Here is a 22,084-nt window from a genome sequence, read left to right as displayed (position 1 = left end):
GTGTCCGTCTCGACCGCCGTCCGAGCATTTCCAGCAAAAGTGGCGCCGGTTTTGCGTTCCGGAAATGCGGCTAAAAGAGAGTTGGCGAGGGACCTGTTTACGTGAACATGTGAAAGAAAAAGGCGGTCTGGAACCGCCTTTTTTATTGAAGCATGACGGACTGGGTTTCCGGTTCTTCTTCATCTGGCCGAACGGGCGGCGGAACGGAAAAATCGAGCCGCACCGGCAGATGATCTGAGCCAGCATCTTCACGTGCCGAAACCTTCGCACCTCCGATTTCGGGGCTTACGAGTATCTGATCAATCGGCAGGCCGATATAGGGCGCCAGCGTAACAGGCAGCAGGTGCGTCATCCACGTGCCGCCGATACCGGTCATATGACGGGTGCCGGAGGCATGTTCGACACGACGAACGGCATTGCTCCACGGTGCCGCATTGAAATCACCGGCGACGACCAGAGGACCTTTCAGCTTCTGTAGTTCCGGTTCGATGTAGCGGAGTTGATAAGGCTGCCAGCGTGGCCATGGCCATGAAAAGTGCAGTGCTGCGACATGCACGGTCGTTCCGCCGAAATTGATCGGCGCAATTGCGAGCAAACCATCGCCGACGCAGGCCGTCTGTGCATCTTCGCTGAAAGGCCGCTTCGACAGGATGCCCACGCCCCATGTGTTGGGATCGTCAGCACAATTGAGGTGGTAGGGATAGCAACCCTGGAGAATGGTGAGCCATTTTGTCCATTGCTCGCTCGCTTCCTCATAGGTGATGACGTCCGGCTTTTCTCGTGCAATCATCTGGAGAATACGTTTTGGTTCGGGATTGTCTTCGCGCAAATTGATCTGGACGAGGCTGTAGCGTGCCCCACCTTGTTCCTGCGCCTGTGCACCTGTGGAGCCGCTCAGGAAATCGCGTGCAGCACCGACAGTTGTACTGAGAGCCATAACGGCAAAAAGCAGAAGCATCGCTGCCTCGCGCCGCATTTTGGTGAAAAGCAAAGGAACGGTCAGCACTGCCAGCAAGACGGCGAGGTGGGCTCGAAAATGCGAAAAGGAATCCAGTGCGGGATGTGCCGCCCCAAGAAATCCGAGCACGAGCGGAACCGACAGCGCGACAGCAACCAGCAACAACAGGAATGAAAGGTTTTCACGGCTTTTCGACATGAAATGCCTCTAGCTATTGAATACGGCGCGATAATGGAAATGAAGGCAGTAGGGGAATAAGGGAATAAGGGAGTAGGATCCAAGCTGCTCTGTTTCCAGCACAGCTCCAACATACTGCCTTACTCCCTTATTCCCCTACTCCCTTAACGTCACTGGAAAGCCGTTTCGTAGAAGCTGCGGAGCTTGCGGGAATGCAGCCGCTCGTCCGGCATGGCGGCGATCTTTTCCATTGCGCGGATGCCGATGCGCAGATGCTGCGCCACCTGTCGCTTGTAGAATTCGGTAGCCATGCCCGGAAGTTTCAGTTCACCGTGCAGCGGCTTGTCGGAAACACACAGAAGCGTGCCGTAAGGCACACGGAAACGGAAACCATTGGCCGCAATTGTAGCGGATTCCATATCAAGCGCGACAGCGCGTGCCTGTGAGAGGCGTTGCACCGGGCCGCGCTGGTCGCGCAGTTCCCAGTTACGATTGTCGATGGTTGCGACCGTGCCGGTACGCATGATCTGTTTCAGATCGTAACCTTCCAGACCGGTGATTTCCTCGACGGCCTCTTCCAGCGCAACCTGAATTTCAGCAAGTGCTGGCAACGGCACCCAGACAGGCAGATCGTCGTCGAGAACATGGTCTTCACGCATATAGGCGTGTGCCAGGACATAATCGCCAAGCTGCTGGCTGTTGCGCAGGCCCGCGCAGTGGCCGAGCATCAACCAGGCGTGTGGACGTAAGACTGCAATATGATCGGTGATGGTTTTGGCGTTGGATGGTCCCACGCCGATATTCACCATCGTGATGCCCGAATGGTCGCCCCGTTGCAGGTGGTAGGCTGGCATCTGGGGCAGGCGAGGTAGAGGGCTGCCACTGCTTGGTTCGGTTTCGCCCGCGCGCGTAATCAGATTGCCCGGTTCAACGAACTGTTCATAACCGCCGCCGCCTTCTGCCATCAATTCGCGGGCATAGGCGCAGAACTCGTCCATATAGAACTGGTAGTTGGTGAACAGCACGAAGTTCTGGAAATGCGCCGGGCTTGTCGCCGTGTAGTGCGCCAGCCGATGCAGTGAATAATCGACGCGCTGGGCAGTGAATGGCGCAAGCGGCATCGGTTCGCCGGGGGCGGGCTCGAAATCGGCATTGACGATCTTGTCGTCGGTTGCCGCCAGATCGGGCACGTCGAAGAGATCACGCAGCGGGTGCGTGAAGGCATTGGCGACAGATGCCTCTACATAAGTGCCTTCCTTGAAGGCGAAATGGATCGGGATCGGCGTTGAGGACTCTTTCACCGTCACGGTCACACCGTGATTGCGCATCAGGAGACGAATCTGCTCGGTGAGATAGTGGTCGAACAGATCGGGCCGTGTGATGTTTGCGGAATAATCGCCCGGCGTCGAGACATGGCCATAAGCCAGCCGAGAATCCACATGCGCGAAGCTCGATGTGGACAGGCAGATTTCGGGATAATAAGCGCGATAGCGCTGCGGCGGAACTTCGCCGCGCGCAACCTTCTCGAACGCATCGCGCAGGAAGGCCGTATTGCGATCATAGAGCTTTTGCAGGGCGGCAACCGCCGCACCGGCGTCGTTGAAAACCTCCGGGTCAACGGTCGGAGGTGTTTTGATCTCGGTCAGAAATGGATGTTCGATTCGCTGTGTCATGGCCTAGTATAGCAGAGTCCATGACTGGTATATGACCCAGTTTATGCGACGCGTTGCAGGCTAACATAAAGTACGAGGCCGATGCCGCTCATCTGGGAATGCTGGCCAATCTGCGTGTAGGCGAAGGTCGCTGCCGGACCGGTGAAAATGGCTGTGAAAAGGAAAACCCGAAGGGCGATTGCGGCGACGATCCGGGTTCTTCTCATGGTCGCACTCTGGCAGGCTTCTGATTGAATGCTGCGACAGGTCCAATCACCGGCTGATCCCGGTAGACGTTATATCTCTGGTCAACGAAAATGCTGGCGACTGCGGCAAAGCCAGCGATCATCAGGCAGACAATTGTTAAACGACGAAGCATATCGGTTGCCCCCAAGGCCGTTCTGATTTCTGTTCTCCCTATTCAATCTAATGATAGCGCCTGAACCGTCCCTGAGAGCGTCGTTCATGCGGCGTTCAAAAATATTGATGTTCCGTTTATTGCCACAAGTGGCTCTTGTGCCTGCCCGAAAGGGTCTTATGTTTCCCATCATTGGAATGCGGGAACACGTCCCGCGCAATTTCAGGATCAGCGGGAGAGAGCCCATGGCCGAACAGACCAAGCCTATCGAATTGTATTATTGGCCCACACCGAATGGCTTCAAGATCAGCATCATGCTGGAAGAACTGGGCGTTCCCTACGAGGTCAAATATGTCAACATCGGTAGGGGGGATCAGTTCCAGCCGGACTTTCTGAAGATTGCTCCGAATAATCGTATGCCTGCCATCATCGATCCGGAAGGGCCGGGCGGCGAGCCTATTTCGGTATTTGAATCTGGTGCGATCCTGCAATATCTCGGGCGGAAGTTCGGCAGATTCTACCCGACCGATGAACGCAAGCGCGTCGCCGTCGACGAATGGCTGATGTGGCAGATGGGTGGCCTCGGTCCGATGTCCGGGCAGGCCGGCCATTTCCGTGTGTATGCGCCGGAAAAGGTTCAGTACGGCATCGACCGTTATACTAATGAGGTCAATCGCCTCTACGGTGTCCTAAACAGGCAGCTTGAAAACAAGGAATATATCGCAGGCGAGTATTCCATTGCCGACATGGCTTCGATCGGCTGGGTCAATGCCTACAAGAACTATGACCAGAATCTGGATGATTTCCCGAATCTGAAGCGCTGGCACGAGACAATGAACGCTCGTCCGGCGGTGAAGCGTGGTCTGCTCGTTGGCAAAGAAGAGCGAGAAAAATCCAATCTGGCAACGGACAAGGAAGCCCAGAAAATTCTCTTCGGCCAAAAGGCACGTTGAACAAGCATCAAGAAGAAAGGGCGGCCATGAAGCCGCCCTTTTCGATTCCATATTTTGCTGGATATTACTGGCGTGCCAGACTCTCGCTCTTGCAGATCAGACCGCCCATCACGCAGCCGGAGAGTGAAAGCGTATTGCCCTTGACACTGGCCTTGCCGGTATAGGTTTTGCCTTCGTCGAGCTTGTTGACCTCACCCTTATAGCTGCCCCCGGTGCCGGACATCGTGCCGATGGACTTGCCCTTGTATTCGCCGGTCTGCACCGTACCGCAGAACTTGTTGGCACCGCAGTATGCATAGCTGATGATCGTGCCGTTCGGGCGCTTCCACGTGCCGACGATCCCTTCCTCGGCGAGGGCGGGTGCGGCAAAGGTGGCGGCAAGCGTCATTCCAAGAATAAGTGTGCGGATCATTCTTTCCTCCCAAATCGCCGCCAGTCCCGGCTTTGCCGGTCGCAACGATGAAACCGCTGTAATGCGTTCTGAAGTTTAAGACGGAAGCCTCCTCGACTATCCATCAAACTTACGCAAACGTAAACGTAAACCAGTTTCCGGCGAAGCGGAAGAGAGATATTTGTGTCGCGCTCGGCACATGAAACATTGCCCTTTGTACACACACGCCCGCGTTCGAATGTTGTCTATAGTTAGCAACTGGTTTCGTTCAATCATGCGGATTTGAATCGAATTTTTACGAAAATCCAGCAATCAGCAGCACTTGCATGTTTAACATAATCCCAAGTTTACCCCTTGTTCGGATTTTGTTGGTTGCTCGTTAAGCATCTGGTTTAACGCGCATTTCAACCATTTCCCGTAGATTTGAGAACATGAACGGAACGACAGAGACGGCAGTTTCGAAGCAAGAAAACCAAGCTTTGAAAACAAAGACCGGACGGTTCTCGGGATTTAACAGGGACGAAGAAAATGGCACAGTTTCAGAGCTTTACGAATACGCACAGCGCAGTAGCACAGGATCGCATTCTTCTGGAAATGGGCATGAAATTTGCCATCGGTCGTGATTGCGAGATCGACGTGGTGCAGGCCCACAAATGGCTGAACATTGCCGCCATCCGCGGCAGCGAGAAGGCCGCCCGTATGCGCAATCAGGTGGCTGCCACGATGAGCAAGGGCGAACTGGCAGCAGCGCTGCGCGACGCACGCGAGTGGATGACCGCCCACTGAGTGATAAACAATTGTTTGTGAGAAAAGCCGCCTCGAAGGCGGCTTTTTGTTTTCTCAGCTTATACCGAGATACCGGCCCGGTTTGTGATTGATTGCAATGATAAGATTCATGGCAATCGCGCCGATGAGGGAAAGTGCCATATTTTCCCAAGGGATAAAGAACAGCGAGGCCAGCATAATCAGGATATCGAGGCCGAGCTGAAACCAGCCTGCCCTTATCCCATAGGCATCTTGCAGATAGAGCGCCAATATGTTGACGCCGCCAACACCGGAACGATGCCGGAAAAGCGCGAGTACGCCCATACCCATCAAGGTACCGCCCATCAGTGCGGCGAAAAGCGGATTGACGCTTGAGAAGTCGACACTCAAGGGCATCAGTCGCGCAAAGCCCGACATCATAGCGACGGCGACGAAGGTTCTGATCGTAAAAGCCCAACCCATTCGACGCACGGCAAAATAGTAGAATGGCAGATTGATCAGGAAGTAGAGCAATCCGAATTCCGTGTCTGTTGCATACTGGATGAGAAGGGCGATACCGGCAGTACTGCCGGTCATCAGCATCGCCTGGCTGTAAAGCGTAATGCCGAGTGCAATGAAGGAGGTGCCGATCAGCATTGCCATCGCATCTTCATAGAGGCGGTGACGGTCGAATGCGGCAGCTTTCGGCGCATCGATGAGGGCGGCGGCGTTATCAGTGATATCGGCCACGTGGAAACTCCAGAACAGCGAGAAGCCGGCAAACCGGCAAAAAGATTACGGTGCCGGAACGAGTTCCGACATGTCATGCATTCGCGCTGTGCAGATGGTTGGGCCATAGCACGCAGCGTAAAGTCTTGGGAGACGATTAAATATAACAGCGGTTGCGATGCAGCGCACGGCTTGAAATATTGTTATTTCACGGTCTTCTTTGTGGATTTATCGCAATCGGAAAGGCCGATTGTTTTATTTTATTTCGTGCGCCATCTGCGCGAGAAAGCGTTTCACATCATACGGACTGCGCAGATGATGCTTGGAAAGATGTTGAGGTGCCTTTTCCAGAAAGGCCAGCGCACGAATACGACCGTTCTTGCGATAACCTGCCACCCATTTCAGAAAATCCCAATCGAAACGCTCCACACAACCTTCCGCCATATCCCGGCGCGAGCGTCCGTAGTGGATTACCGTTCTTTTCAGTACACGCCACAGGCGACGCACGGTCGATATATCGAGAAGAATAAGCATATCCGCCCGTAAGGCCCGGTAATTCATAGTTTCGCTATGATTGCCCTCGAATATCCACCTGTCCTGATTTGCCGCTTCCTTGGTGAGGCGACCGATCTCGTCACGTGATCGCATCGTCCAACCGGGCAGCCAGTAGAGGGTATCGATATGAACGACCGGTAAGCCGGTAACTTCGCCGAGCGCACGCGCGAGGCTTGATTTTCCCGAACCGGCGCCGCCAATGATCATGATCCGCATTGTCATCTGCACCGCACCAGGATTTTAACTCTGTTCGAATAAAAATCGGACATGAGGCCGGAAGTACTATAATTTTACTTCATGGCACCTGCATGACCATAACGAGCAAAGAAAGCCCGTTAGAAAATTTGTATTGGAGCTGAGGGTAATATTGACCAAATGATTGACAGTCAACTTTGCGAAGCGCAAGGTTGACGTATAAGCGGAACGGTTCAGAGCAACGATGACATCTACCGTTCCTCTATATTAGCAAGATCGCAAGGCACAAAGTACGCCACGCGATCGAAAGGCTGCATTCGACAGGGAGTGACAAGATGTCTATTCGATCCATCACGGCTATGGCTGGCACGGCCATTATCATGAGTGCCGCTGCGTTTGCATTTTCATCGCCTGCCAATGCACTGACGATGAAGGAATGTAGCGCAAAGTATCAGTCGGCCAAGGATGCTGGCACGCTCGGCAACATGAAGTGGAACGACTTCCGCAAGGCGCAATGCGGAGGCGGCGCAGATGCCGCCGCAGCTCCTGCACCTGCTGCTCCAGCCAAAAAGGCAGCCAAGAGTGCAGTTGTTCCGGCAGCAGATGCCAGCGCCAAAGGCCTGACAATGAAGCAGTGCAGCGCCAAGTATCAGGCGGCCAAGGATGCCGGTACGGACAATGGTGTTAAGTGGAACGATTTCCGCAAGGCCGAGTGTGGCGCGGGTGCAGATCCGGTAGCGCTCAGCACGGACGGCAACAACGAACCGGCAGCACCGACGGTTGCTGCACCGAAAGGCGTGAAGTTTCCGACTGCGGTTTCAGCAAAATTCTCCAGCGAGTCAGCTGGCAAGGCTCGTATGCACACTTGCCTCGAACAGTACCATGCCCTGAAGGATGCCAATGCACTTGGTGGCCTGAAGTGGGTACAGAAGGGCGGCGGTTATTACAGCCTCTGCAATGCGCGCCTGAAGGGTAATTCCTGATCCTGTCAGGACAATCCTAAAGAGAAGGGCCTTTCGGCCCCTTTTTATTTGGTTCTAGAGAACCAGCCGGTGACCGCCACAGCAAGCCAACCGAGAATCATCAATGATCCGCCAGTTGGAGCAGCCATCGGAAAGAGCCGATCACTCGTCATGTCACGCATGAAGAGATCGCCGCAGAACAAAGTGAGGCCGATGACAAGCAATACCCCGCCCAGATAAGCGGTGCGGCTGGCAGGCACAATCAGCGATAGCACCAGAAACGCGGGCGCATGGCCGAGAAGAAGCGGAGCAATATTGCCCAGATGATTCTCCCCACCATGGGCCGCCCCCGCGTAAGCAGCGATTGCAAGCGCACCGCACAGCCCGGCAAGCGTGCTAAAAAGAATGTTCTGCGACCGAATATTGGATTGAATCTGCATCTATTGCTCCACCGTTCAGGCAGTTTCGCGAGTATCTGCGTGTTTCCGGGCGTCCTCCAGAGAGGTAGGTAGGGCAGCTTCAAAAAGATCGAGCTGTTCGTCAACACCGACACTTACCCGGATGCAACGCTCGAGAATTGGGGCGCCGGGTTTGCGGACGAAGATGTCACGCGCGATCAGGCCATTGAGAACTGCCGTGGCAAATGCTCCGTCCCTGCCGCAGTCGATGGCGACAAAGTTGGTGGCGGACGGAATGGTCGCAAGACCGTTTGCGCCGGCAATTGCGGCAATGCGATCTCGCCCAGCTATTATCTGGGTAACAACGTTGCGCAGGTAAGCCTGATCTTTGAGGGCCGCGATAGCCGCAGCCTGCGCAAGACGGTTCACTGCGAAATGGTCGCGAATCTTGTCGAAAGACTTGATGGCGTCGGCGCTGCCAGCCACATAACCGCAACGAATTCCTGCCAGGCCGTAGGCTTTGGAGAAGGTGCGCATTCGCAGAATATTTGGGCGATCGGTTTCAAAGGGCGGGAAGGCGGAGGCAGGGCCGGTTTCGCAATAGGCCTCATCCAGAACAAGCATCGTGGTTTCAGGAACGCGCTCGATGAAAGACTGAATATCCGAACCCTCGTGCCAGGTTCCCATCGGATTATCCGGATTGGCGAGATATAGGATTGCGGCATTTTGCTTGCGCGCCGCGTCAAGCAGTCCGTCGAGGTCCGATCTGTCATTGATATAGGGAACCGTGATCAGATTTCCCCCATAGCCGGCAACGTGATAATTGAAGGTTGGGTACCCGCCTAGCGAGTTGATGACTCGGTCACCTTCCTCAACATACTGCCTGACTACCAGCCCGAGCAAGGCATCGACGCCTGCTCCCGGCATGATGTTTTCAGGTTTCAACCCGTGATGCGCAGCAATGGCATGGCGCAATTCATAATTTTCAGGGTCGCCATATTTCCAGATTTCGCTCGCTTCCATCCGAATGGCTTCGAGGACAGATGGCGCTGGTCCGAAACTGCTCTCATTTGCGCCGATTCGTGCTCGGAAGGGTTTTCCGCGCTGCAGTTCCAATGTTTCCGGGCCGGTAAAAGGAACGGTAGAAGGCAAGCTTGTGACGAGTGATGTGAGGCGGGGCGATCCCATAGTGATTTCCAGTCGATTCTCAGTCCAGCACAGTATGAAGAGGACGAGCCGAAGGGCTGGATAATGCCGTTAGTTACCTGCGTCTGTCCTACTATAAAAGGCATAGCAACTTGTATTGGCAGGTTCCATCACAATGATTCTATATTGGCTGAATGAGCGACGTGCTTCTTCAGAATTGGGGGTCTGTCAGCCCGGTTTTAAAGCCTGCGTCACCTTCGACCGAGCAATCCGGCAAGAACCGGACATAAATGAATAGCCAATGCTACAGCCATGTTACCAGTGGCTGGCTATCGAATCTCAACAACCTAGGTGTCGAAGTCGCTTAGTGGACTTCGAGCACTTTTACGCATGAATCGAGGTCATGGGTCGCCAGATGGGCATAACGCATCGTCATTTGCAGGGTCTGGTGTCCAAGCCACATCTGAACACGACGAATATCGATCCCGCCGCGAACCAGACGAGATGCACAAGTATGACGAAGAATGTGCGGAACGACCTGATCGTCCGTGCCAAGCCCAACTTCCATTTTTGCTTCATTCCAGATCTGGCGGAACCGGACCTGATTGAGCATAGAAAAGGGGCCCTTGAGCTTCTCATGTGGAATGTGTGCTGCTTTATTGGCACGACGGGTGAGGGGGACAGTACGGCTTCGATTTGATTTGGTAAGCCAGAATGTAACCCGGTGATCCTGAATATCGTTCCAGGTAACGCCGATTGCTTCCCCAAGGCGACAGCCCGTGTCGACCAGAAAGAGTGATAACCGGTAGCTATCTTCACAGCGCGATTTAATCGCGGCGAACAGGCGTTTTTCTTCCTCATATTCAAGGAATCGAATACGTCCTACACGCTCCTTCTGCCGGATGAATTCCGGTAGATTGAAGATATCCCCCATCTTGTGCGCCTTTCGCAGCAGCTTGCTCAGCGCAGCCATCTTTCTATTGATGGTTGCATTGCTGTTGCCGCGCTCACGAAGCGAGCCGATAACGGAGTCGAGCATTTCCTGATCGAATCCTGAAAAGCGTTCACCTTTCAGAATTTCGTCAATCTCGCCAAGAAACGACCTAACATTATACTTGTGTGACCCGTCATCCCACAGGATGTTGATATACTTCCCCGTCAGTTCCGCCACCGAAAATTGTTCGACAAGCCGGTGGTTCGGACTTTTGTTGGATGTGTACTGTAAGTTGTAGTCGACTATCGGCGCAAACTTTTCGCCCATGTCGATCTTCGTTTCCCCAACGACGATCATTGCATGCCCCTCATAGATATATGAGACGCACAACTAATGAAATAATTCTCGGAGCACAAGATATGTGAGCTAACTTTATGTGGAGACATTTTTCGATCCTTTCAAAGACCAGATTGCCCCCAAGCTTTTGTCGTCCCCTGTAATTCCCCTCGGATCTCGATCCTTTTCGAATTCCCCATTCTGGAAAGATCGAAGTGCACGCATTTGTGAGCTATGTTTCAATTGGATGTGCGCCAACGGTTTCCCGTTGGCGCATTATGTTCAAGCGTCGATCTGATTAGAACGAGCGCTGGAAGCGAACCATGCCCTGGAAAGCATCTTCGCCATCAAGAAGGGACTTGGAGTCATCCCACTTGGTGTACGAAACTTCCGGCGTGATCGTGAAGCCAGGGACCAGTTCGTAAGCAACGTTTGCGGTTGCTGCGAAAGTGCCTGCATCTTCATAAGCGAGCTGAACGTTGAAGGTAGCCTTTTCGGTCGCCTTGAATGCAGCGCCACCCCAGACAGCCCAGTCACCACCCCAGGTTCCGTAGAAGCTGTTGATGGTACGCAGACCCTTGTAAGCGCTGTCGCCACCGTCAATGACGTAACCGCCACCAGCAGTCGGGCGCAGATACTCGTCATTGCTAGACTTGTAACCACCCTGTACCCAGACCGAGAAGCGGTCGGTGATGTTTACGTCTGCGCGGACCTTACCGGCCCACTCTTCATTGGTTGCATCGTAAGCAGCAACACCAGCAATCGAACCCCAACCACCAGCATACTTCAGGCCGCCAACAACGTGCGGCATGTAATCATCGATGGTGCCGTTGTAATCAACATCAACGTCGTTGCCCTGCTCGAGCGACAGAATGGCCGAGAAGCCGTTGCCGCCGGTGAAGGTGTAGCTGATGAGACCAGTGCGATAGCCGCCAGCGAGGATCACATCATCGTTGATGACATTGCCAAGGTAACCAGGGAAGGTTACGAAGGCCGATTCATCAAGACCAACGCGCAGACCGCCGAGCTGGATGTAGCCAAAGCGTAGGGTGCCGGTCGAGCCAGAGTCCGCGCCGTCAGCCCACTGGAAACGCATTTCCGAATAAGTCTTGAGGGTTCCAAGTTCGGTTTCCGAAGCCGTCGAGACCTTGAGGGCGAAACGGGCAAGTTTCGACCAAGTGTCACGATCCTTACCGCCGGCCTTCAAAGAGTATCCGTCTTCAGGATCGTACGAATATCCACCGGCCCGAGCGTATACGTCATCACCGCCGGTTGCGTCGTAACGAACATAACCATGGATACGCAGGCAGGTTTCGGTGCCTGGGATGTAGAAGTAGCCAGCGCCGTAAGCATCGCAGACGCGGACATATTCAACGGCTTCTGGCTCTGGCGCGACGATTGCGTCGGCAGCCTGAGCGCCGGAAGCTGCAACCAGAGCTGCAGCGGAGCCAAGGAGAAGGCTCTTGATGTTCATTTCTGACCTCCAGTCAAGAATCGGAGGAATCAGCAATAGAGCAATAATTTCAATCAGTTATATGTTCTTCAGATTCAAAACTGAAAAAGTCAGAAAACTGGAGGCCGGTCCGATACACGCCGAACACGACGCGAAAAGGCGCAGAATCGCAGATCGCGAGACAAATTGAATCTGAACTTTATGGCTGGATTTGCTTGAAGCAGCTGGCGGAGAGGATGGGATTCGAACCCACGAGACCCTTATGAGGTCTACTCCCTTAGCAGGGGAGCGCCTTCGACCACTCGGCCACCTCTCCGGTAAGGGCGAGATAGCCGGTACGCTTTGTCATTTCAAGCGAATTGCGCGCGAACTGGTAAAATTTCCTGCGAATTATCGCACTTTATATATGCGCTATCAGGAATGTACCCGGAATCAGTGGGTTTTACAGAGGGGCATAGACGTCATTTCGCACGTATATAAGGAAGGAAGATTCGCACTGAATTCGATCAATGTGGCGGCTCACGGCGGTACTCTGACATATTCTGCGCCTGGAGCACGAGAAATCACGGATTCGCTTGCCAGAAGCCGTGTAGATGCCAAATATCGCGTGTTTTCAAGCGTTAAGACCCGTTAATTCGCGTTTACTCATGTTAATAAACTCTAAACGGACCACCCGGAAACAGGCAATTTCGTGTCTTTTCTGCAACAACCCTCCCTCATAGAAGCACGAGAAAGGTTGGGAGAGTGCATTCGATGTTGAAACGAAAAAGCGGGCGAGTATCTTCACATCCAGAAGAAGGAGCGCTTCGGGGCGACTTTTTCAAAAGGGGATGGGGACAGGTTGTCCTTCAGCCAAATCAGAATGCCCAGACCCATTTTTAACTTTGACTGGAGGTCAGAAATGAACATCAAGAGCCTTCTCCTTGGCTCCGCTGCAGCTCTGGTTGCAGCTTCCGGCGCTCAGGCTGCCGACGCAATCGTCGCGCCAGAGCCAGAAGCCGTTGAATATGTCCGCGTCTGCGATGCTTACGGCGCTGGCTACTTCTACATCCCAGGCACCGAAACCTGCCTGCGTATCCATGGTTATGTTCGTTACGACGCTTCGGGCGGTGACCGCGTTTACGCTCGTACGCCTGATGAACTGGATCGCGACACCTGGGGCAAGCTTGCTCGTGCAACGCTCCGCTTCTCGACCGCTTCGGAAACCGAACTCGGCACCCTGAAGACCTTCACCGAACTGCGTTACAACTGGACCGGCGGTGGCGACGGTGAAGAAGAGCATTACGGCTCGTCCAACGAAAACAGCTCGCTGCGTTATGCTTACATCCAGCTCGGCGGCCTGCGCGTTGGTCTCGATGAATCGGCCTTCGTAACCTTCCCTGGTTACCTCGGCAACGTCATCAACGACGACGTGATCCTCGCTGGCGGCTACCGCACCAACCTCATCAGCTACACCTTCACCGGCGGCAACGGCTTCTCGGCCATCCTGTCGCTCGAAGAAGGCGGCAACGGCGATGCCGACGTCGACGTAACGCTGAACGACTACACGCCGCATATCGTTGGTGGCCTGAAGTACGCTGGCGGCTGGGGCTCGATCGCTGCTGTTGCAGCTTACGACGCTCGTAACGAAGAATGGGCTGGTAAGATCCGCGGTGACGTGAACCTTACCGACCGTTTCTCGCTCTGGGTACAGGGTGGCTACAAGTCTAACGACGACGAATACTTCGTCAACGACAATGGCTACACCTACCGTGCGATCACCAGCTTCTACGGCACGTGGGGCGGCGATTGGGCTGTCTGGGGTGGCGCTGCATTCAAGGCAACCGAAAAGGCTACCTTCAACCTGCAGCTCGCTTACGACGACAGCAAGACCTTCGCAGCAACTGCAAACGTTGCTTACGAACTGGTTCCTGGCTTCACGATCACCCCGGAAGTTTCCTACACCAAGTGGGATGACGACAACATCAGCCTCAACGGCGAAGATGCATTCCAGGGCATGGTTCGTTTCCAGCGCTCGTTCTAATCCCTCTGGGATTGTTCAAAAAGAACCCGGCAGCATCGCTGCCGGGTTTTTTGTTTGCGAATTTTCACCGTTACGATCTTGCTTTCACCGAAAACTCGGTCTTTGTACGAATAGAAAGCGGTATGTGTTCAGCTGCTTCGCATTCGATGATTTTCAGCGTGGAGACGCCACGACATGTTTAAATGGTTTTGGCCCGGGGTAACGTGGACTGCAGCGCTGACGGCGCTTGCCCTCTGGTTCGGTGCCGACCGGGTCGAGACGGATATCGCAGCGCGTACCGGCGAAGCACTTGCTCCATACATATGGACCGGCTTTGAAGTAGACGGTCGCGATGTAACCTTGAAAGGCATAGCACCCGATCCAGAGACTCAATCTGCTGCGAAAGCGGCATTGGAGCAGGTGAGAGGCATTCGCGAGATTACTGATCTGACGAGCGTTCTCCCGCTCGTATCGCCTTATCTGCTTCAGATAAAGAAAAGTGCGGACGGAATTATCTTCTCCGGTTCGGTCCCGGATAATGATGTTAGAGACCGCATTATGACAATGGCTGAAGCTGTGGTTCCAGGCATTCCGCTTGATGATGAAATGGCGGTAGGTCGTGGCAGTCCTGCAAATTTTGCCGATTCGGTGGAGTTTGCCTTGCGGCTCGTGTCGGGTCTGAGCGAAGGGGAAATCGTTTTATCGGATTCCAGTATCGCGATTGAAGGCAAGGCGACTGACGATGCCAGCTATCGAAAGATACAATCCCAGTTGAACCCACCGCTCCCCTTCGGTTGGAAATTGGAGCGAGCCGAGATTGGCGAGCCTTAAATTTCAACGCAGTGAGAGTTTTCTGTTCGGAATTGACAGCCCGGCTGTTCGGGCCTTTCCTTTCTCTTTATGAATAGGCATAGCGGACCACATGTTCCGTTCCGGAATAGAAAGCGAACCTGACAATGCTTTATTTAGCCGTATCGTTTTGGCCGGTTCTCGCTTTAGCGGTTCTGATCGGCGCGGGTGTGGGCTGGCTGACCGGTTCGAGGTAGTTGCGGCAAGTTTGGGCAGGGAAAATTGACGGCGAATATGTTCGTCGGGCTTGAGTAATTTGGAGTACGAGGAAACCATATGCCGTTGCTGATTGTTCAACTGGCTGTTCTTGTTGCCATCGCTTTTGTTATCGGCTGTTTTCTGGGCCGTTTCGCGCGGCGCAAAAGTGCGTCGATGCCGGACCATGAGCGCACAATCATTGCTGCGGCACATGCCACGTTGCCCGTCGATAAAAAGCCGGAGGTGGTCAAAGAAGCCGAAGCGCCAGCTAACACTAAGGGCTCCCAAGATTCCCCGCGACCGAGCGAATCAGAGAAGCCTCAGATGAAGGCCATACCTGATGCGGAGGTGGTTGGGGATTGGCCTGCACTGGCCGAACCTGCGGAAGCAGATGCCGAACCTGCACGCGATCCGGGACGCCCAGAGCTTCTGGAAGCTGCGCGCCTCGGAGCGCCAGATGATCTGACCGTTATTAAAGGTATTGGCGGGGCAGTTCAGGGACTGCTCAACGGCATCGGCGTATTTCACTACGACCAGATTGCCAGCTGGAGCGATGACGAATCGCGCTGGATTGAGCGCCGCATGGGCTTTCCGCGCCGTGTGGAGCGCGAGGACTGGATCGGGCAGGCCACCAAGCTGGCGAATGCCGTGAGTAAAGCCAGTGCCAAGAAAGCGGTGAAGCCCGGAAAAACAGCCGCCAAGCCAAAGTCACGACGGACAAAAAAAGCAGGCGAATAGCCTGCTTTTTCATTTCTGAGCATTTCCGCCAACTCAATATGAGCGCGAAATGCTCTAACGCCGACCGTAAATCAGATCGGTCTGGATATCGGCGCTGCCAGTCAAGCGGGCTTTGTAGACCTCATAGTTTTCCATCACGCGCTGAACGTAGTTCCGCGTTTCGGAATAAGGAATACGTTCGATCCAGTCCACGACCTGATCGATAGACTTGCCACGTGGATCGCCATATTTCTCCACCCATTCCGATGCCCGGCGTGGGCCTGCATTGTAACCGGCGAAGGTAAGAACATAAGACCCGTTGAAACGGTCAAGCTGTTCACCGAGGAAATGAGCGCCAAGCGTCGCATTATATCCCGCGTCGCTCGTAAGGCGCGGTGCGGAGAAGCTCATGCCGTTGCGGGTAGCGACGCTTTTTGCCGTCGCGGGCATAAGCTGAAGAAGACCGCGCGCGCCGGCTTTCGAAACCGCGCCGACGTTGAATTCACTCTCCTGTCGCGCAATAGCATAAGCAAGGGCTTTGCCCGAGCCGCTTATATTTGCATTTGCAGGAATCGCACCAAGCGGGTGCGATAGAGCACCCACATCAAGGCCCCGCAACGCAGCATTTTTGCCGACGCGCAGCGCAAGATAGTGATTCTCGTTACGCTCGGCCATAACTGCGAGCAGAGCCAGTTCACCGACACTGTCGAGCTCCTGCGATAACTGATTGTAGAGCGTCGTTGCGCGACTACTGTAGCCGACCTGTTCCAGTCGCTTGATTGCCTGCACGGCTGGACGGCCCGCAAAGCGTGTGCGATCCGCTTCGGTCGGCCGTGGATAGATAAGCTCCGGTGCTTTCTCACTCAGTTTGGCAGCTGAGAGTTGTCCGTAGAATGTCGTGCCGAAATGGGCGGAGCGACGATAGTAATCGCGCGCATCGCCACCGGCGCCCGCTTCTGCCGATCGTCCAAGCCAGTAGAATGCGCGAGAAGCAGAAATTGGACGCGACGAGATTTCTGCGATCTTGGCAAAATGCGGAGCAGCCGTCTTCGGCTGGTTCAGGGCGCGGAGCGCATACCATCCGGCATGAAATTCTGCTTCTGCAGCCATTGTAGGCGATTCAGCCGCATGGGCCGAAACCAATTTGTAGGCGAGCTGGGGCTTGCCAAGGTCGAGCAGTTCCCGCGAGAGGATGCGGCGTTCAACCCACCAGGCATCCGGATCGACAAGCGCCGAAGCCTGACGTGGTGCCTTCAGCATAAGGTCCGTCGCCTCATTATAGCGCTCGGCGCGACGCAGATAGCGAATCTTCAGGAACTGATAGGCCGCATTGCCCTGCCATGTCCGGTCGACATCTGCTATCGCCTTGGCTGCGTTCGGAGATTTTTGTGAGACTGCTGCAAAGGCATTGTAGAGCGATTGGGCCTGTGCTGGTCCCGCAAGCAGTTTTGCGGACTGCATGCGGTCATTGTAAAGAGAGCTTAGAATACGGCGCTGATGATCTTCGCCCGTCAGAACGCCCGAAAACTCTTTCAGTATCTTTTGCTCATCATCAGCAGAAAGGCGCTGTGTGGCCCACCACGGCGAAAGCAGTCCGTGTGCTTTGCCTGTGTTGCCGGTGCTGACATAGGCGCGGGCGAGCAGGATCATACCTTCTGTGGTCTGCGGGCGTGTATTGCCGAATGTCGCGATTACGGCCGCAGGCGTTGGGTTTTCCTTGAACAGAGCTCGCTCAGAATTACGGCGCAGAACCGACGTTCCTGGCCAGCCGCGCAAATCCGTTGCCGCTGCTGCGATCTCGGTACTTGGCACACCGTCGAGACCGGATGTCGCAATAGCCCAGGTTAAAATCTGGCGGTCGAGCGAGTCGCGCGGCATCCCATTGCGGAATGCAATAGCACTCGCAACGTCGCGAGAGGAAAGGGCATCAAGCCCGCTTTTCAGCGTTCCACCAATTGCTGCCGGGTTTTCCATGCGGCTGACCGCAGACGTCACGACCGGGTCGGGCGTAGAGGGACGCGGTTTCGGTGTCACAAGATTCATCGGCGACTGCTGTGTCGTCGTCGGCGCAAAGGGGCGCGCGAGCGGGGTTGGCACATCAGTCGGCAGCGAAGATTGCGCGAGCGAAATCACCGGCTGCAGGGCAACCGCAACAAAGCCGCTCGCGAGGAGTGCTTTTCTTTTCAAGGATATCGCTGCGACTTTTTTCGACATTGGCTAACTAGAACAGAGACTTGGTTGATGGGCAATATGTTGTTGAAATCCGGCTTTTCTTAGCCCGGTTCTTGACCATCGATTTCAATTGGCAGGATAGGCTCAAGAAATGAATCCATCCTTAATAAAGTGTTATCACCAAGGCCCGGCTGTGATTTGATTGTCTCCGGCAGGTGACATTTCGCAAGGCCGTTGGATGAATAGCGGGCGGTGCAGCTTAATCCCGTTATTTTTTGTCGCAAAACTGCCGTATTGCCCTTGTTTTGCCTGTATACCCCGCTTGCCCCACTCGTGTGGCAAGACTATTGTGCAACGCCTCAGCCGCATTCGGTCACCTTCGAAATGACTGGCGGACAGAGGTTCAGTCTTTCTTTTTCAGGAGTTCACTAATGCTGAAGGGCTCAATTACCGCGCTTGTCACGCCATTCGATTCCGAAGGAGCGTTCGACGAGAAAGCCTTTCGCGCATTTGTAAACTGGCAGATCGAAGAAGGCACCAAAGGACTGGTTCCGGTTGGAACGACCGGCGAAACGCCGACCTTGTCGCATGACGAGCACAAGCGCGTCATTGAAGTTTGCATCGAGGTCGCGGCTGGTCGCGTTCCCGTCATTGCCGGTGCGGGCTCCAACAATACGGTGGAAGCGATCGAACTGGCGCAGCATGCCGAAAAGGCTGGTGCTGATGCAGTTCTCGTCGTCACGCCCTATTATAACAAGCCGAACCAGCGTGGCCTTTACGAACATTTCTCCCGTGTGGCTCGTTCCATCTCGATTCCGCTCATCATCTACAATATTCCCGGTCGTTCGGTCATAGACATGACGCCGGAAACGATGGGTGCTCTCGTTCGCGACCACAAGAACATCGTTGGCGTCAAGGATGCCACCGGCAAGATCGAGCGCGTATCGGAACAGCGTGCAAGCTGCGGCAAGGATTTCATCCAGCTTTCCGGCGAAGACGCCACCGCCCTCGGTTTCAACGCTCATGGCGGGGTAGGGTGCATCTCGGTGACCTCCAATATCGCGCCGCGTCTTTGCGCCGAATTCCAGGATGCATGCCAGGCAGGTGATTTCAGCAGGGCACTCGAATTGCAGGACCGCCTTATGCCGCTGCACAAGGCACTCTTCATCGAGCCGAACCCGTCAGGCCCGAAATATGCACTGTCGCGCCTTGGCCGCGTAGAAAATGCACTGCGTTCGCCGATGGTGGCAGTGGAAGCCGCGACAGCAGAGAAGATCGATCAGGCCATGAAGCATGCGGGTCTGGTCAACTGACCTGCCAAGTTCACCGCTTTCGCTGATTTTTACGCTCCCGTAGCTTCGGGAGCGTTTTCATTTCAGGCATTGCACATTATATGGTGCCATCATGAACAAGCCCAAGAATTCTCCCGTGCGCAAGATCATCGCGGAAAACCGCAAGGCGCGCTTCAATTTTGAAATTCTCGATACGCTCGAAGCCGGTCTCGTCTTGACAGGCACCGAGGTCAAATCGCTGCGCGCCAATCAATCCAATATAGCCGAAAGCTATGCGAGTTTTGAGAACGGCGAGTTCTGGCTCATCAATTCCTATATTCCGGAATATACGCAGGGCAATCGCTTCAATCACGAGCCGCGGCGTCTGCGCAAGCTGCTTATCAGCAAGCGCGAAATGTCCCGCTTGTTCAACTCTGTATCGCGCGATGGGATGACTGTGGTGCCGTTGAAGCTCTACTTCAACGATCGGGGCAGGGCGAAGCTGGAACTGGCGCTGGCGCGAGGCAAAAAGAATCATGACAAGCGCGAGACCGAAAAGAAACGCGACTGGAATCGTGAAAAGGCTCGTTTGTTGCGGGATCGCGGTTAAGACCGGCAAAGTAAAAGAGCGCCTCAGGCGCTCTTTTGATTCAGGTAATCGCGTACATTGCGGAATACGGTTCTGAACATGGCATCCGTCAACCGCCCAGTATTCGTATTATAGCGCGAGCAATGATAGCTGGAAAAAATGCGCAAGCTGCCGATGTCACTCGCCCGGTCGTGACCGAAGGGGTGTCGAGCAACTGGCGCGCCAAGCGCTCGAACCGTCGACTGATGTGCAATCGTCCCGAGTGTGACGACAGCCTGCAGGTTCGGAAACCGGCTGAACATCGGTGACAGGAACTGGCGGCAATTGTTGATCTCGGAGCCGATGGGCTTGTTTTCCGGCGGCACGCAGCGCACAGCATTGACGATGCTGGCATCCAGTAGGTGCAGGCTGTCATCGGGGCGCGCTTCGAACTTGCCAGCTGCAAATCCAAATTCACACAGCGTGCTGTAGAGAAGATCGCCGGCATAATCGCCGGTGAAGGGGCGCCCGGTTCGGTTGGCACCACGTACTCCCGGCGCCAGCCCCACAATCAGGAGCCGGACATCGGTATCATGTGCCGGTAAAAACGGTGGAACTGGTGAATTATGCCACGAAGGCTCTTTGCGCCGCCATTCCTGAAGGAATGCGTGCAGCCTCGGACAGATATCGCAATTGGGAGATGGTTCGGAAATCATGCCTCTGCATGAACCGGCTCGACGACGGCGTCAATAGCTGTCGTCGAGTTCATCGTCCTGACGGCGGGGTGCACGTTCGGATGGGTCGCGACCAATCTCCGCCTTGAGCGAAACCAGATCGATGAAATGATCGGCCTGACGGCGCAACTCATCGGAAATCATGGCTGGCTGCGTGGTGAGGGTCGAAACGACCGAAACCTTGCGACCCTTGCGTTGAAGAGCTTCAGCAAGCGAACGGAAATCGCCATCGCCGGAGAAAATGACAAAATGGTCGACTGTATCGGTGAGCTGCATGGCATCAACCGTCAGTTCGATGTCCATATTGCCCTTCACCTTGCGGCGTCCGGTGGAATCCGTGAATTCCTTGGCAGCCTTGGTGACGACCTTGTAGCCGTTATAATCCAGCCAATCGATCAAGGGGCGGATCGAGGAATATTCCTGATCTTCAACCAGAGCAGTGTAATAATAGGCGCGGAGCAGATAGCCGCGCTTCTGAAATGCCTTCAAAAGCTTCCGATAATCAATATCGAACCCCAAGGTCTTGGAGGCAGCGTATAAATTGGCGCCGTCAATAAAAAGCGCAATCTTTTCACGAGAATCGAACATCGTGCAATATATCCACTCTACGGCCGGACGGGAGTGGACCGACGACCGCTTATTCAGTTTGTTTTCTAAACGGCGGGTGGTATCAAATTTTACCAGTGCGTTTATTGCCTTCTAAGGACATATCACAGAAAAACAAGCAACCATTGGTTGTTATTTACTCCCACTAAATTACCTAGAGGGGAGTCCGGTCCCACTATTCCCTTGTAAGGCTATAGAATATTGTGCCGTTTTGACGCGCCACCGTGTTTTTTGAGGCAAATCCATGAATTTGACGTTCTTTTGGCAGATTTCATGAGGCGAGGCATGAGCAATTCCGCTTTTGCTTGTAATTTGGCTCCACAAGCGTTATGTGGAGAAAAATCCATTAAAGTTCGAGAAATGAAAGGGACCGCGCATGGCCCGCGTCACTGTTGAGGACTGCGTAGATAAGGTCGAGAACCGTTTTGAACTGGTTCTGCTGGCTGGTCACCGTGCTCGCCAAATTTCCCAGGGTGCACAGATCACCATCGACCGCGACAACGACAAAAACCCTGTCGTTGCCCTGCGCGAAATCGCCGACGAAACCCTCTCGCCGGACGACCTGAAGGAAGATCTCATCCATTCGCTGCAGAAGCATGTGGAAGTCGACGAGCCGGAAGCTGCTGCGCCCGCACAGATTACCTCTTCTTCGGAAGAAGTCGCGGAAGGCATTGCAGATGCCGCCGAAGAAGATGTGGTTGCTTTCGACCGTATGTCGGAAGAAGAGCTGCTTGCCGGTATCGAAGGCCTCGTTGCACCAGAGAAGAACGACGACTTCTGATCATCGTTTGAATCAACTCTCTTTTGCATGCGCTGCGACTTCCCGGTCGTGGCGCATGTTTTTATGCGCTGATAGTCGTGCAGGCTGACTTGTCGCAAAGGTTCTGATGCTCGTGGATGGCGTGCGAAAAGCATCGATGACGAGCGATTTCTGCCAGAAATTAATATTGTCGGCAGAAAATTAAGCCTAAACGTCGAGAACTATTCGATTTTCGGCGATTTTGGGTCACAATATCCGGTGTGCTG

At 54.4% G+C, this 22,084-nt stretch carries 22 protein-coding genes and 1 tRNA gene; 9 read left to right on the top strand and 14 right to left on the bottom strand.

Annotation, left to right across the window (positions count from 1 at the left end):
* Positions 1 to 142 precede the first annotated feature (142 nt).
* The 3 genes from MKS82_RS06225 to MKS82_RS06215 all read right to left on the bottom strand — a co-directional run bounded on the left by MKS82_RS06225 (position 143) and on the right by MKS82_RS06215 (position 3,014).
* A complete protein-coding gene (locus MKS82_RS06225; protein WP_240578511.1) occupies positions 143 to 1,156 on the bottom strand; it encodes an endonuclease/exonuclease/phosphatase family protein in 1,014 nt (337 codons plus the stop codon).
* Positions 1,157 to 1,305: 149 nt separating this feature from the next.
* A complete protein-coding gene (locus MKS82_RS06220) occupies positions 1,306 to 2,808 on the bottom strand; it encodes an AMP nucleosidase (RefSeq protein ID WP_240578510.1) in 1,503 nt (500 codons plus the stop codon).
* 41 nt (positions 2,809 to 2,849) lie between these two features.
* Complete coding sequence (locus MKS82_RS06215; RefSeq protein ID WP_240578509.1) at positions 2,850 to 3,014, bottom strand: hypothetical protein; 165 nt, start codon at positions 3,012 to 3,014, stop codon at positions 2,850 to 2,852.
* A gap of 376 nt (positions 3,015 to 3,390) precedes the next feature.
* On the opposite strand from MKS82_RS06215, the gene MKS82_RS06210 reads away from it, so the two are divergent.
* Positions 3,391 to 4,098 carry a glutathione binding-like protein gene (locus tag MKS82_RS06210; protein WP_240578508.1) on the top strand — a complete coding sequence of 236 codons (708 nt, stop codon included), beginning with the start codon at positions 3,391 to 3,393 and terminating at the stop codon, positions 4,096 to 4,098.
* Positions 4,099 to 4,162: 64 nt separating this feature from the next.
* On the opposite strand, the gene MKS82_RS06205 is transcribed toward MKS82_RS06210, so the two are convergent.
* Entirely contained in the window at positions 4,163 to 4,510 is a 348-nt protein-coding gene (locus MKS82_RS06205; protein WP_240578507.1) for a DUF2147 domain-containing protein, read from the bottom strand.
* A gap of 507 nt (positions 4,511 to 5,017) precedes the next feature.
* Between MKS82_RS06205 and MKS82_RS06200 the strand changes: the two genes are divergently transcribed.
* Positions 5,018 to 5,275 (top strand): sel1 repeat family protein, encoded by a 258-nt coding sequence (locus MKS82_RS06200; RefSeq protein ID WP_240578506.1) that lies wholly within the window; start codon positions 5,018 to 5,020, stop codon positions 5,273 to 5,275.
* A 54-nt stretch (positions 5,276 to 5,329) separates the two neighbouring features.
* On the opposite strand, the gene MKS82_RS06195 is transcribed toward MKS82_RS06200, so the two are convergent.
* Entirely contained in the window at positions 5,330 to 5,983 is a 654-nt protein-coding gene (locus tag MKS82_RS06195) for a YitT family protein (protein ID WP_445558058.1), read from the bottom strand.
* A gap of 234 nt (positions 5,984 to 6,217) precedes the next feature.
* Positions 6,218 to 6,733: a DNA topology modulation protein FlaR gene (locus MKS82_RS06190; RefSeq protein ID WP_240578505.1), complete on the bottom strand. Its 516-nt coding sequence runs from the start codon at positions 6,731 to 6,733 to the stop codon at positions 6,218 to 6,220.
* Between the two features lie 314 nt (positions 6,734 to 7,047).
* Here MKS82_RS06190 and MKS82_RS06185 point away from each other — a divergent pair, with 314 nt between their 5' ends.
* Entirely contained in the window at positions 7,048 to 7,695 is a 648-nt protein-coding gene (locus MKS82_RS06185; protein ID WP_240578504.1) for an antifreeze protein, read from the top strand.
* 44 nt (positions 7,696 to 7,739) lie between these two features.
* Here the strand turns inward: MKS82_RS06185 and MKS82_RS06180 are convergent, their stop codons facing one another.
* From MKS82_RS06180 to MKS82_RS06160, 5 genes are all read right to left on the bottom strand, one after another.
* Entirely contained in the window at positions 7,740 to 8,114 is a 375-nt protein-coding gene (locus MKS82_RS06180; RefSeq protein WP_240578503.1) for a DUF423 domain-containing protein, read from the bottom strand.
* A 15-nt stretch (positions 8,115 to 8,129) separates the two neighbouring features.
* Positions 8,130 to 9,260, bottom strand: a complete 1,131-nt coding sequence (locus MKS82_RS06175) for a pyridoxal phosphate-dependent aminotransferase (protein ID WP_240578502.1) — start codon at positions 9,258 to 9,260, stop codon at positions 8,130 to 8,132.
* A gap of 322 nt (positions 9,261 to 9,582) precedes the next feature.
* Positions 9,583 to 10,509: a tyrosine-type recombinase/integrase gene (locus MKS82_RS06170; protein WP_240578501.1), complete on the bottom strand. Its 927-nt coding sequence runs from the start codon at positions 10,507 to 10,509 to the stop codon at positions 9,583 to 9,585.
* A gap of 277 nt (positions 10,510 to 10,786) precedes the next feature.
* A complete protein-coding gene (locus MKS82_RS06165; RefSeq protein WP_240578500.1) occupies positions 10,787 to 11,962 on the bottom strand; it encodes a porin in 1,176 nt (391 codons plus the stop codon).
* Positions 11,963 to 12,166: 204 nt separating this feature from the next.
* Positions 12,167 to 12,257 (bottom strand) — tRNA-Ser (locus MKS82_RS06160).
* A gap of 585 nt (positions 12,258 to 12,842) precedes the next feature.
* On the opposite strand from MKS82_RS06160, the gene MKS82_RS06155 reads away from it, so the two are divergent.
* From MKS82_RS06155 to MKS82_RS06145, 3 genes are all read left to right on the top strand, one after another.
* On the top strand, positions 12,843 to 13,964 hold the full coding sequence (locus MKS82_RS06155; RefSeq protein ID WP_240578499.1) for a porin: 1,122 nt from the start codon (positions 12,843 to 12,845) through the stop codon (positions 13,962 to 13,964).
* Between the two features lie 174 nt (positions 13,965 to 14,138).
* On the top strand, positions 14,139 to 14,774 hold the full coding sequence (locus tag MKS82_RS06150; RefSeq protein ID WP_240578498.1) for a BON domain-containing protein: 636 nt from the start codon (positions 14,139 to 14,141) through the stop codon (positions 14,772 to 14,774).
* Between the two features lie 294 nt (positions 14,775 to 15,068).
* Positions 15,069 to 15,728 (top strand): 50S ribosomal protein L21, encoded by a 660-nt coding sequence (locus MKS82_RS06145; RefSeq protein ID WP_240578497.1) that lies wholly within the window; start codon positions 15,069 to 15,071, stop codon positions 15,726 to 15,728.
* Between the two features lie 54 nt (positions 15,729 to 15,782).
* Here the strand turns inward: MKS82_RS06145 and MKS82_RS06140 are convergent, their stop codons facing one another.
* Positions 15,783 to 17,921, bottom strand: a complete 2,139-nt coding sequence (locus tag MKS82_RS06140; RefSeq protein ID WP_240578496.1) for a lytic transglycosylase domain-containing protein — start codon at positions 17,919 to 17,921, stop codon at positions 15,783 to 15,785.
* Positions 17,922 to 18,310: 389 nt separating this feature from the next.
* On the opposite strand from MKS82_RS06140, the gene dapA reads away from it, so the two are divergent.
* Positions 18,311 to 19,192 (top strand): 4-hydroxy-tetrahydrodipicolinate synthase, encoded by an 882-nt coding sequence (gene dapA, locus MKS82_RS06135; protein ID WP_240578495.1) that lies wholly within the window; start codon positions 18,311 to 18,313, stop codon positions 19,190 to 19,192.
* Between the two features lie 91 nt (positions 19,193 to 19,283).
* Positions 19,284 to 19,760 carry an SsrA-binding protein SmpB gene (gene smpB / locus MKS82_RS06130; protein ID WP_240578494.1) on the top strand — a complete coding sequence of 159 codons (477 nt, stop codon included), beginning with the start codon at positions 19,284 to 19,286 and terminating at the stop codon, positions 19,758 to 19,760.
* A gap of 23 nt (positions 19,761 to 19,783) precedes the next feature.
* Here smpB and MKS82_RS06125 read toward each other — a convergent pair whose 3' ends face one another.
* On the bottom strand, positions 19,784 to 20,434 hold the full coding sequence (locus MKS82_RS06125) for a uracil-DNA glycosylase (RefSeq protein ID WP_240578493.1): 651 nt from the start codon (positions 20,432 to 20,434) through the stop codon (positions 19,784 to 19,786).
* A gap of 30 nt (positions 20,435 to 20,464) precedes the next feature.
* Positions 20,465 to 21,040, bottom strand: coding sequence for a LabA-like NYN domain-containing protein (locus MKS82_RS06120; protein ID WP_109987960.1), 576 nt, complete (start codon positions 21,038 to 21,040; stop codon positions 20,465 to 20,467).
* A gap of 394 nt (positions 21,041 to 21,434) precedes the next feature.
* Here MKS82_RS06120 and rpoZ point away from each other — a divergent pair, with 394 nt between their 5' ends.
* Positions 21,435 to 21,839 carry a DNA-directed RNA polymerase subunit omega gene (gene rpoZ / locus MKS82_RS06115; protein WP_061347279.1) on the top strand — a complete coding sequence of 135 codons (405 nt, stop codon included), beginning with the start codon at positions 21,435 to 21,437 and terminating at the stop codon, positions 21,837 to 21,839.
* Positions 21,840 to 22,084 lie beyond the last annotated feature (245 nt).

It is taken from the genome of Ochrobactrum sp. A-1, assembly GCF_022488005.1.
GTDB lineage: Bacteria > Pseudomonadota > Alphaproteobacteria > Rhizobiales > Rhizobiaceae > Brucella.
Note: the sequence above shows the minus strand (reverse complement) of the source record. Positions and strands in the feature narration are given on the sequence as shown.

What these genes read in the sequence shown, in the direction of transcription:
- MKS82_RS06215 (WP_240578509.1), bottom strand. Translation starts at nt 3,014, where the DNA reads ATGAGAAGAACCCGGATCGTCGCCGCAATCGCCCTTCGGGTTTTCCTT.
- MKS82_RS06165 (WP_240578500.1), bottom strand. Translation starts at nt 11,962, where the DNA reads ATGAACATCAAGAGCCTTCTCCTTGGCTCCGCTGCAGCTCTGGTTGCA.
- MKS82_RS06225 (WP_240578511.1), bottom strand. Translation starts at nt 1,156, where the DNA reads ATGTCGAAAAGCCGTGAAAACCTTTCATTCCTGTTGTTGCTGGTTGCT.
- MKS82_RS06170 (WP_240578501.1), bottom strand. Translation starts at nt 10,509, where the DNA reads ATGATCGTCGTTGGGGAAACGAAGATCGACATGGGCGAAAAGTTTGCG.
- MKS82_RS06125 (WP_240578493.1), bottom strand. Translation starts at nt 20,434, where the DNA reads ATGATTTCCGAACCATCTCCCAATTGCGATATCTGTCCGAGGCTGCAC.
- MKS82_RS06175 (WP_240578502.1), bottom strand. Translation starts at nt 9,260, where the DNA reads ATGGGATCGCCCCGCCTCACATCACTCGTCACAAGCTTGCCTTCTACC.
- MKS82_RS06155 (WP_240578499.1), top strand. Translation starts at nt 12,843, where the DNA reads ATGAACATCAAGAGCCTTCTCCTTGGCTCCGCTGCAGCTCTGGTTGCA.
- MKS82_RS06150 (WP_240578498.1), top strand. Translation starts at nt 14,139, where the DNA reads ATGTTTAAATGGTTTTGGCCCGGGGTAACGTGGACTGCAGCGCTGACG.
- MKS82_RS06180 (WP_240578503.1), bottom strand. Translation starts at nt 8,114, where the DNA reads ATGCAGATTCAATCCAATATTCGGTCGCAGAACATTCTTTTTAGCACG.
- MKS82_RS06190 (WP_240578505.1), bottom strand. Translation starts at nt 6,733, where the DNA reads ATGCGGATCATGATCATTGGCGGCGCCGGTTCGGGAAAATCAAGCCTC.
- MKS82_RS06220 (WP_240578510.1), bottom strand. Translation starts at nt 2,808, where the DNA reads ATGACACAGCGAATCGAACATCCATTTCTGACCGAGATCAAAACACCT.
- rpoZ (WP_061347279.1), top strand. Translation starts at nt 21,435, where the DNA reads ATGGCCCGCGTCACTGTTGAGGACTGCGTAGATAAGGTCGAGAACCGT.
- MKS82_RS06185 (WP_240578504.1), top strand. Translation starts at nt 7,048, where the DNA reads ATGTCTATTCGATCCATCACGGCTATGGCTGGCACGGCCATTATCATG.
- MKS82_RS06210 (WP_240578508.1), top strand. Translation starts at nt 3,391, where the DNA reads ATGGCCGAACAGACCAAGCCTATCGAATTGTATTATTGGCCCACACCG.
- smpB (WP_240578494.1), top strand. Translation starts at nt 19,284, where the DNA reads ATGAACAAGCCCAAGAATTCTCCCGTGCGCAAGATCATCGCGGAAAAC.
- MKS82_RS06145 (WP_240578497.1), top strand. Translation starts at nt 15,069, where the DNA reads ATGCCGTTGCTGATTGTTCAACTGGCTGTTCTTGTTGCCATCGCTTTT.
- MKS82_RS06205 (WP_240578507.1), bottom strand. Translation starts at nt 4,510, where the DNA reads ATGATCCGCACACTTATTCTTGGAATGACGCTTGCCGCCACCTTTGCC.
- dapA (WP_240578495.1), top strand. Translation starts at nt 18,311, where the DNA reads ATGCTGAAGGGCTCAATTACCGCGCTTGTCACGCCATTCGATTCCGAA.
- MKS82_RS06120 (WP_109987960.1), bottom strand. Translation starts at nt 21,040, where the DNA reads ATGTTCGATTCTCGTGAAAAGATTGCGCTTTTTATTGACGGCGCCAAT.
- MKS82_RS06140 (WP_240578496.1), bottom strand. Translation starts at nt 17,921, where the DNA reads ATGTCGAAAAAAGTCGCAGCGATATCCTTGAAAAGAAAAGCACTCCTC.
- MKS82_RS06200 (WP_240578506.1), top strand. Translation starts at nt 5,018, where the DNA reads ATGGCACAGTTTCAGAGCTTTACGAATACGCACAGCGCAGTAGCACAG.